Genomic DNA, 9,552 nt, shown 5'->3' with positions numbered 1-9,552 from the left:
TACCTGCACCGCTTCGCCGACGCACTGACCGCACGCGCGCCCGAAATCGGCGCGGCGCTCGCGCAGGAATCCGGCAAGAGCGTCGAGGACGCGTCGAACGAAGCCGTCTACGCGGGCCAGATCACGCGCTACCACGCCGAGTGGGCACGCCGGATCGAGGGCGAGATCATCCCGAGCGACACGCCCGACGAAAACCTGTTCCTGCAGCGCGAGCCGATCGGCGTCGTCGCGTGCCTGATCCCGTTCAACTATCCCGTCTACACGCTGCTGCGCAAGGTCGCGCCCGCGCTGATCGCCGGCAACACCGTGGTCGTGCGGCCGAGCAACCACACGCCGGTGTCAGCGTTCGAGATCGCGAAGGCGGCCGACGATGCCGGCTTCCCGCCGGGCGTCATCAACATCCTGACGATGGATCACGCGACGGCCGAGGCGCTGTGCACGCACCCGGCCGTCGGCATGATCACGCTGACGGGCAGCGTGAACGCGGGCCGCAAGGTGCTCGACTACTGCAAGGCGAACATCGCGAAGCCGTCGCTCGAACTCGGCGGCAAGACGCCCGCAATCATCGAGCCCGACGCCGACCTCGAACGCGCGGCCGCTGCGCTCGTCGCGTCGAAGACGACGCACTGCGGCCAGCTCTGCACGGCGATCGAGCGCGTGTATGTGCACGACAGCGTGCACGACCGCTTCGTCGCGCTGCTGAAGGAGAAGATGGCGGCCGTGCGCAGCGGCGACCGTGCGGAAGACGCCACGCGGATGGGCCCGCTCGTCAGCGCATCGGCACGCGCGCACATCCACGGGATGGTCGAACGTGCGATCGCGGCCGGCGCGACGCTCGAAACCGGCGGTGTGATCCCGGCCGGCCCGGGCTTCTTCTATCCGGCCACGCTGCTGACGAACTGCCGGCAGGACATGGAGATCGTGCAGGAGGAAACCTTCGGCCCGGTCATGCCCGTGCTGCGCTACACGACGATCGACGAAGCGATCGCGCACGCGAACGACCACCAGTTCGGCCTGTCGTCGGTGCTCTACACCGAGCACTACCGCACCGCGATGACCGTCGCGAACGCGATCGAAGCCGGCGAGCTGTACGTGAACCGCACACCGGCCGACCCGTACCAGGGCTTCCACGCCGGCTGGAAGCGCTCGGGCCTCGGCGGCGACGACGGCAAGCACGGGATGCTCGAATTCACGCAGACGCGCCTCGTCGTCATGAAGTACTGACGCCGCCGCACCGACGCTCCGTTTCCGGCGCGCGCACTAGAACACCACGCCGCGCGCGCCGCCCCTGACCCAACCAGAACATAAGAAATCTGCAGGCCTCCGCATCAAGGACGCCTGATGGAGGAAGACATCATGCCGACCCAACCGTCGACGCCCGCCGCGTCGCTCGCGTTGCACGACGACGCACATGCGTCGCAAAGCTCGCGCACGCAACGCTACCTGCAACTGCTGCTGCTCGTGATCGCCGCGGGCGCGATCTACCCGATGCTGTATCTGCGGCAGGTGTACCAGCCGACGATGCTGCAGTTCTTCCGTATCGACGACGTGCAGCTCGGCTACCTGTATTCGTCGCTCGGCACGATCTTCCTGATCAGCTATTTGCCGAGCGGCTGGCTCGCCGACCGCCTGTCGCCGCGCTGGCTGATCTGCTTCTCGCTGCTCGCCACCGGCGCGCTCGGGCTCGTCTACGCGACCGGGCCGTCGTTCGACACGCTGGTGCTGATCTTCGGCGGCTGGGGGCTGACCACCGGCCTCACGTTCTGGGCCGCCGTGATCAAGCGCGTGAACATGATCGCGGGCCCCGACGAACAGGGTCGCTTCTTCGGCCTGCTCGACGGCGGCCGCGGGCTCGTCGAGGCGCTGCTCGCAACGATCGCGATCACGCTGTTCGCGTACGTGACGCAGGCACACGGCGGCACCGATGCAGCCGGCTTCCGGCTCGTCGTGCACCTGTACGCGTTCGTCTGCATCGCGCTCGGCGTGCTGCTCGCGCTGGTGAAGGATCCGTCGCACGCGAGCGATCGCACGGCCGCGCAACAGCGCCGCAACGGTAGCGACCGCCGAGGCAACGTGCTGACCGACCTGAAGACACTCGCGTCGATCCCCGAGCTGTGGCTCGTCGCCGCGATCGTGTTCTGCGGCTACCAGGTGTTCTGGGCGACCTACAGCTTCTCCGCGTATCTGCACGAAGGCAATTTCGGGCTCAGCGCGACGGCGGCCGGCTTCATCACGACGCTCAAGCTGTGGATGCGCCCGGTCGGCGGCATCGGCGGCGGCTTCCTCGGCGATCGCGTGTCGAAGGTGTCCGTGCTGTTCTGGGCGCTCACGCTCGCCGCGCTGTCGCTCGTCGGGCTGATCGCGGCACCGGCTCATAGCCCGCAGGCGATGCTCGTCGTGCTCGTGCTGTTCATCGGCATCCTCACTTACGCGATCCGCGGCCTGTACTGGTCGCTGCTCGACGACTGCAAGGTGCCGACGCATTGCGCGGGCCTCGCGATCGGCCTGATCTCCGTGCTCGGCTATTCACCCGACGTGTTCGTGCCGCTGATCAACGGCTACGTGACGCAGGCCTACCCGGGCGCACACGGCTACCAGCTCTATTTCGGCTACATCGCGGCCATCGCGCTGTGCGGCGCGGGCGCCGCCGCCATCCTCAAATACCGCCTCAACCGTATCCAGGAGTCCGCATGAAGATCGTCTCGCTCGAAACCCATATCGTCGCCGTGCCGCCGCCGCATGTCGGCGGGATGTACTGGATCTTCGTGAAGCTGAAGACCGACGACGGCATCGAAGGCGTCGGCGAGATCTACTCGGCGACGTTCGGCCCGAAGGCGATGGCGCCGATCATCGACGACGTGTTCGAACGCCATCTGCTGAACCGCGACCCGTATCACGTCGAACGGCTGTTCCGCCAGGCCTACTCGAGCGGCTTCACGCAGCGGCCGGACCTGACGATGATGGGCGTGGTCAGCGGCCTCGAAATGGCGTGCTGGGACATCATCGGCAAGGCGGCCGGCAAGCCCGTATATGAACTGCTCGGCGGGAAGATCCACGAGCGGCTGCGCTCGTACACGTACCTGTACCCGAAGAACGCGAAGGGCGAATACGACTACGACGATCCCGATCTCGCCGCCGAATGCGCGGCCGAGAACGTGAAGCTCGGCTTCACGGCCGTCAAGTTCGACCCGGCCGGCCCGTACACAGCCTACTCGGGCCACCAGCTCTCGCTCGAAGTGCTCGACCGCTGCGAGACGTTCTGCCGAAAAGTGCGCGAAGCCGTCGGCAGCAAGGCCGACCTGCTGTTCGGCACGCACGGGCAGATGGTGCCGTCGTCGGCGATCCGGCTCGCGAAGCGGCTCGAGAAATACGACCCGCTGTGGTTCGAGGAGCCGGTTCCCCCCGGCCAGGAAGAAGCGATCGCGCAAGTCGCGAAGCACACGTCGATTCCGATCGCGACCGGCGAGCGCCTGACCACCAAGTACGAATTCCACAAGCTGCTGCAAGCCGGTGGCGCGTCGATCCTGCAACTGAACGTCGCGCGCGTGGGCGGCCTGCTCGAAGCGAAGAAGATCGCGACGCTCGCCGAAGTGCACTACGCGCAGATCGCGCCGCACCTGTACAACGGCCCGGTGGGTGCGGCCGCGAGCATCCAGCTCGCGACCTGCACGCCGAACTTCCTGATCCAGGAAAGCATCATGACGTGGGGCGGTTTCCACGCGGAGGTCGTGAAGACGCCGATCCGCTGGGAAGACGGCTACATCATCCCGTCGAACGAGCCGGGCCTCGGCATCGAGCTCGACATGGACGTCGTGAAGCGCCACACGCCGTACACCGGCGAACGGCTGCACCTGCAGATGGGCGAACACCCCGTCGACGTGAAGGATCTCGCCCCCGCGAAGGGCTGAGCGCAAAGGACAGACATGAGCTACGACTACATCATCGTCGGCGCGGGCTCGGCCGGCTGCATCCTCGCGAACCGCCTGAGCGAAGCGGGCCGGCACTCGGTGCTGCTGCTCGAAGCGGGCGAGCGCGACGCGTCGTTCTGGTTCAAGGTGCCGGTCGGCTTCACGAAGACCTACTACAACCGCCGCTACAACTGGATGTACTACAGCGAGCCCGAGGCGCAGCTCGCCGACCGCAAGCTGTACTGCCCGCGCGGCAAGGTGGTCGGCGGGTCGGGCTCGATCAACGCGATGGTCTACGTGCGCGGCCAGCGCAGCGACTATGACGACTGGGCGAACGCCGGCAATCCGGGCTGGGCGTACGACGACGTGCTGCCGTACTTCCGCAAGCTCGAAACCCACGCGGCCGGCGCGACCGATCCGCAGCATCACGGTTCGACCGGGCCGATCCACATCACGTCGATGAAGGCCGACGTGCATCCGATCGTCCACGAGTTCCTGAAGGGTTGCAGCCAGCTGAACCTGCCGCGCACCGACGATTTCAACGGCGCGCAGTTCGAAGGCGCGGGCATCTACGACCTGAACACGAAGCACGGCGAACGCTGCTCCAGCAGCTTCGCGTACCTGCGTCCCGCGCTGGGCCGCACGAACCTCACGCTGCGCTCGGGCGTGCTGGTGCGGCGCGTGACGTTCGACGGCATGCGCGCGACCGGTGTGGTCGTCGCGGGCGAGCACGGCGACGAGACGCTCGTCGCCGCGCGCGAGGTGATCCTCGCGGCCGGCGCGGTCGATACGCCGAAGCTGCTGCAACTGTCGGGCGTCGGCGATCCGGCGCTGCTCGCGCGCCACCGCGTGCCGCTCGTGCATGCGCTGCCGGCCGTCGGCCGCAACCTGCAGGATCACCTGTGCGTGAGCTTCTACTTCAAGGCGAACCGGCCGACGCTGAACGACGAGATGGGTACGCTCATCGGCAAGATGAAGATCGGCTTGCGCTACCTGCTGACGAAGCGCGGCCCGCTCGCGATGAGCGTGAACCAGGCCGGCGGCTTCTTCCGCGGCACGGACGGCGCACCGGAGCCGAACCTCCAGCTGTACTTCAACCCGCTGTCGTACCGGATCCCGAAGAGCGATCGCGCGAGCATCAAGCCCGAGCCTTATTCCGGCTTCCTGATCGCATTCAACCCGTGCCGGCCGACGAGTCGCGGCGCGATCGAGATCGCGTCGAACCGCGCGGAAGAGGCCGCGAAGATCCACATCAACGCGCTGACCACGCAGAAGGATCTCGATGAGGCCGTGCAGGGCAGCAAGGTGATTCGTGCGCTGATGCGTGCGCCCGCGCTGAAATCGATGACCCTCGAGGAAATCTCGCCGGGGCCGCAGGTCGATTCCGACGAGGCGATGCTGCAGTATTTCCGCGAGCAGTCAGGTTCGATCTACCACCTGTGCGGCTCGTGCGCGATGGGGCCCGACGCGGCGACGTCGGTGGTCGATGCATCGCTGCGCGTGCACGGGCTGCAGGCGCTGCGGATCGTCGATGCGTCGGTGTTCCCGAACATCACGTCGGGCAACATCAACGCGCCGACGATGATGGTCGCGGAGAAAGGCGCGGATCTGATTCTGGCGGATGCGTTGACGGCGGAGATGGCCGGCCTGCACTCGACGCAACGGGAGACCGTCGTACAGTGACGCGGTTCCGGCAGGTTCGATGGTCGCCACCGCCAAACATCAGCGGCTCGTGGCGTCCACGACCTGCCTGCACACGTTCACGATCAGGTCCCGCAGCCCGGCATGCACCGCGTCGCGTTCGAAGCGCGGATGCCACATGATCGAGATCGCGAGCGCGGGGGTCGCGACCGGCAGGTCGAACGTCACGACGTCCTGCCGGGCCTGGGCGGTGTGCTTCTCGGGCACGTGAGCGATCCAGTCCGAGCGCTGGGCGAGCTCGATGCCCGACTTGAAGTTCGGCACCACCGCGATGACGTTGCGCTCGCGCCCCTGCTCGCTCAGTGCATCGTCGATCGGCCCGTGAAAGCGCCCCTGGCGCGACACGCTGATGTGCGGCACGGACAGATAAGCATCGAGCGTCATCCGGCGCCGCGCCAGCCGATGGCCCTTTCGCAGCACGCCGACCATGCGGTCGTCGAACAGCTTGCGGATCATGATCTCCGGCCCCGTCTCGCCGACCACGCCGATTTCGATATCGACTTCCCCGCTGCGAAGGCGCGCCACGGTCTTCTCGTGCTTCGGCAGGAAGCGCAGCCTTGCATGCGGCCATGCATCGTGCGCGTGCGCGATGATGGGTACCGCGAACGAATCGATGAACCCGTCGTTCGCGCTGATGTTGAACACGCGCTGCGCGTCGATCGACCGGTGCTGTGCGCCAAGCAACAGCTCCACATCCTGCAGGATGCGGTCGAGCGGCTCCTTCAACCGCCGCGCCGTTTCGGTCGCCACCATGCCCTTTCCCGCGCGCACCAGCACCTTGTCGCCGATCGCGTCCTGGACACGGGCAAGGGTCCGGCTCATCGCTGACGGGCTCAGATCAAGACTGCGTGCCGCGCCGGACACGCTTTCCTCGTCGATCAGCGCTTTCAGCGCCAGCAGCAGGTTCAGGTCGATCCGGTTCAATGCCGCGCTCCTCGCAGATTTGCATCGGATGCATCATATATCTGCCAAACCTGCACTGTACACACGCCAATCCCGCTCCTACCATTCGAGCAACCGAACGGAGGAACGCATGGAGACGACGCAGGAGCACGACGAGCAATTACGCGAGTCGCTGTTACGGGACTGGCACGACCATACGAAGCAGCCGACCGCGGTCGCCGCGCGCTTGCGGGAGCGACTTGCGTTCCCGATGGATGCGGAGGATCTCGTCGAACTGGCGGCGCTCGCGACGCACGTCTTCGGCGAGCATCTCGGCGACTGGCAGGCGGGAATGGGCTATCTCGACCAACTCGTAGACGCGCACGAGGATGCACCGGCCGACTCGCTCCGGCGCATCGACCGCCAGCATGCGGTACTCGAGCGACTGGAGGACGCGAATGCGTCACTCGACAGGTTCGACGCCGACGATCGCGTCTACATCACGGCGCTTGCGCTCCCCGCGATCACGCTGCAGCGATCGGTAGCGGAAGCAGAAACGGCCTTCGCCGAAGCGATGCACCTGATCGCGTCCAGCGACTGCCATGAGCACCACCGGTTGTTCGGCGTGGTCACGGCCAATCTCGTCTGCGACCTGCTGGATCGTTCGGCGTTGTCGGCCGCCAGGCGGCGCCTGCTCGTCGTGCTTGCGGAGAAAAGCCATGCGCTCTGGCTTCAGGAAGGCGACGAGACGGATCGGGAGAAGGCTGCGTTCCGGCTGATGCAGAGCTACCAGAAATGCAGGATACCTGACAATTACGGAAGCGGGCGCTATCCGCGGTATGGCTCGATCGAGCCGTAGCCACACCTGGCCACGGGCCGCCGGTCGGTCATAATGCGCGGAACATTCCGATCAGATGCAGCAGGCTCCGGTTCCGATGGCCACCCCGCAAACCCCGAAAAAATACATCACGCGAGCGCACGCGCTTGCCTTCCCCGCCATAGTCCTGGTGCCGATGCTGGTGGGGTTCGTTACGCTGCCACTGACGTGGCACTGCACGGTCGGCGACTGGCCCGGCGCAAACCGTATTCGCATAGCGTCCATCATCGCCTTTGCGCTGCTCGGGGTGCATTTCTCGCGCGATCTCAGAACGAAGAGCTCGATCAGGGATCTGCTGATCGCCGCTTTCATGTGCGGCGGGCTCGGCATGATATCCGGCCAGCTCTCACTCCTGCTGCTGGTCAGGGCAACCTCGCATTCGCCGCAGTCCTTCGACGCCGCGTTCGTGCCGGGCGCCCACCAGACGAAAGGCTGCGGATACCGCATCACCTTCGCCGACCCCGGCCTCGGCTCACCTGCGCTCGTCTGCAATCGCGACCTCGACCTTCCCGACGGTGCGGTGTCGGGCGTCGTTCGCGTCAACGAACTGGTCGGCCCGTATGGCGTGCGACATCTCGACATGACCGTCATCGCGTCGACCGTGTCCGGCAGCGGCCAGTAATGCCGCTTTGCGCCGGTCCGGGCTCGCTGACCGTCGATGCCTCAGTGGTCCCCGACATCACGTCAGGCAACGTCAACATGCCAGCGATGCCAGTCTCGAAGAAAGGGCACTGACCTGATTCCGGCGAATGTGTTGCGGGGCGAGACGGTCGTGCAGTGAGGCGCCCGGCATCGCGCGCGCGTATCATCGTGCGCGTGCGCCGGCGCTCCCCGCCCGCCACCTCACGCCCGACGAGGTCACCGATGATCGTTACCGTTCACCTGTTCATTTCCAGCGGCCGATTCCGCTCGTTCGCGGAGATGCGCTCGTTCATCGACGAGCGGTACACCGAGGACGGCGACGGTATTCCTTCGGCGTTCATGACGGAAGTCGGGCTGCGCGGCTACGAGCCGGGATGCATCGAGGCCATTCATCGCGGCGATCCCGTTCCCGTCCAGCAATTGCTGCGTGGCGCTTCCTGGGAATCGGCATGGGTACATGCCGTTCCTGCCGACCTCGTCGCCGACAGTGCAATCGGCGTGTACTCGCCCAACGTCGTCACGACGCCGGAAAACGCTTCGCTCGACTACGTGGGTGCCTATGAATTCGATACGCGCACCGGCCTGACGTCGGCCCGGCCCGCATGAACAAAAAAGGGCGGCACCCTGTGCCACCCTTTTTCGTGTCGCTTCCCGCGTCAATTCACACTCGACCGCTTCTCCACGAACCTTCGCACATACTCATCCGCCGGCCGCGACAGAATATCGTCCGGCGTCCCGACCTGCACGAGCGTGCCGTCGCGCAAAATCGCGATCCGGTCGCCGATGCGCAGCGCTTCGTCGAGATCGTGCGTGATGAACACGATCGTCTTCGACAGCGTCGCCTGCAATTCGAGCAGCTGATCCTGCATCTCGGTACGGATCAGCGGATCGAGCGCGGAGAACGCCTCGTCCATCAGCAGCACATCGGTATCCGCCGCCAGCGCGCGCGCCAGCCCGACACGCTGCCGCATCCCGCCCGACAGCTCGTCCGGATAATGATCACCATAGCCGTCGAGCCCGACCTTCGTCAGCCAGTTGCGCGCGGCCTCGGCCGCGTCATGCCGCTTCTCGCCGCGCGTGCGCAGCGCATACGCAGCGTTGTCGAGCACGGTCTGGTGCGGCAGCAGCCCGAAGTTCTGGAACACCATGCTGACCTTGAAGCGGCGCAGCTCGCGCAGCCCGTGCGCGTCGAGCTTGATCACGTCGCTGCCGTCGATCACGATCTCGCCGGCCGTCGGCTCGATCAGCCGGTTGAAGTGCCGCACGAGCGTCGATTTCCCGGAACCCGACAGCCCCATGATCACGAAGATCTCGCCCGACTCGATGCCGAGGCTCACGTCGTTGAGCCCGACGTTGCAGCCCGTTTCGGCCAGCACGTCGGCCTTGCGCTTGCCCGAGCGCAGCAGGTCGAGCACGCGCGCATGCGCGGCCTGCGGCCCGAACAGCTTGTACACGTGTTTGACGTCGATGGTCGCCATGTCTGTCTCCGTTCCTATGCACGCGACGACTGCGTCGCCTGATTCGAATCGACGCCCGCCGACT

General features: G+C 66.2%; 9 protein-coding genes. 7 read left to right on the top strand and 2 right to left on the bottom strand.

The genetic code is table 11. The features are described 5' to 3' along the window. The 4 genes from JYJ84_RS20280 to JYJ84_RS20265 all read left to right on the top strand — a co-directional run. Window positions 1-1,224, top strand: a 1,224-nt coding sequence (locus tag JYJ84_RS20280) for an aldehyde dehydrogenase family protein (protein ID WP_205189405.1), incomplete at its 5' end; no start/stop codon positions are given. A 132-nt stretch (window positions 1,225-1,356) separates the two neighbouring features. Next, window positions 1,357-2,694: a nitrate/nitrite transporter gene (locus tag JYJ84_RS20275; protein WP_175218995.1), complete on the top strand. Its 1,338-nt coding sequence runs from the start codon at window positions 1,357-1,359 to the stop codon at window positions 2,692-2,694. Beyond that, a complete protein-coding gene (locus tag JYJ84_RS20270) occupies window positions 2,691-3,908 on the top strand; it encodes a mandelate racemase/muconate lactonizing enzyme family protein (RefSeq protein ID WP_175218993.1) in 1,218 nt (405 codons plus the stop codon). The genes JYJ84_RS20275 and JYJ84_RS20270 overlap by 4 nt, the downstream gene beginning before the upstream one ends. A 15-nt stretch (window positions 3,909-3,923) precedes the next feature. Next, on the top strand, window positions 3,924-5,591 hold the full coding sequence (locus JYJ84_RS20265; protein WP_175218991.1) for a GMC family oxidoreductase: 1,668 nt from the start codon (window positions 3,924-3,926) through the stop codon (window positions 5,589-5,591). A gap of 39 nt (window positions 5,592-5,630) precedes the next feature. On the opposite strand, the gene JYJ84_RS20260 is transcribed toward JYJ84_RS20265, so the two are convergent. After that, window positions 5,631-6,533: a LysR substrate-binding domain-containing protein gene (locus JYJ84_RS20260; protein ID WP_175218989.1), complete on the bottom strand. Its 903-nt coding sequence runs from the start codon at window positions 6,531-6,533 to the stop codon at window positions 5,631-5,633. Window positions 6,534-6,642: 109 nt separating this feature from the next. Between JYJ84_RS20260 and JYJ84_RS20255 the strand changes: the two genes are divergently transcribed. The 3 genes from JYJ84_RS20255 to JYJ84_RS20245 all read left to right on the top strand — a co-directional run bounded on the left by JYJ84_RS20255 (window position 6,643) and on the right by JYJ84_RS20245 (window position 8,616). Beyond that, a complete protein-coding gene (locus JYJ84_RS20255; protein ID WP_175218987.1) occupies window positions 6,643-7,350 on the top strand; it encodes a hypothetical protein in 708 nt (235 codons plus the stop codon). 76 nt (window positions 7,351-7,426) lie between these two features. Beyond that, window positions 7,427-7,990 carry a hypothetical protein gene (locus tag JYJ84_RS20250; protein WP_174956759.1) on the top strand — a complete coding sequence of 188 codons (564 nt, stop codon included), beginning with the start codon at window positions 7,427-7,429 and terminating at the stop codon, window positions 7,988-7,990. A gap of 242 nt (window positions 7,991-8,232) precedes the next feature. Continuing rightward, window positions 8,233-8,616, top strand: a complete 384-nt coding sequence (locus JYJ84_RS20245) for an immunity 22 family protein (protein ID WP_174956758.1) — start codon at window positions 8,233-8,235, stop codon at window positions 8,614-8,616. Window positions 8,617-8,666: 50 nt separating this feature from the next. Here the strand turns inward: JYJ84_RS20245 and JYJ84_RS20240 are convergent, their stop codons facing one another. Next, window positions 8,667-9,488 (bottom strand): glycine betaine/L-proline ABC transporter ATP-binding protein, encoded by an 822-nt coding sequence (locus tag JYJ84_RS20240; protein WP_122948640.1) that lies wholly within the window; start codon window positions 9,486-9,488, stop codon window positions 8,667-8,669. Window positions 9,489-9,552: the final 64 nt, after the last annotated feature.

The sequence above is a fragment of the Burkholderia sp. LMG 13014 genome (assembly GCF_905232215.1).
Taxonomy (GTDB): Bacteria; Pseudomonadota; Gammaproteobacteria; order Burkholderiales; family Burkholderiaceae; genus Burkholderia.
This window is presented reverse-complemented; position numbering and strand designations above follow the sequence as displayed.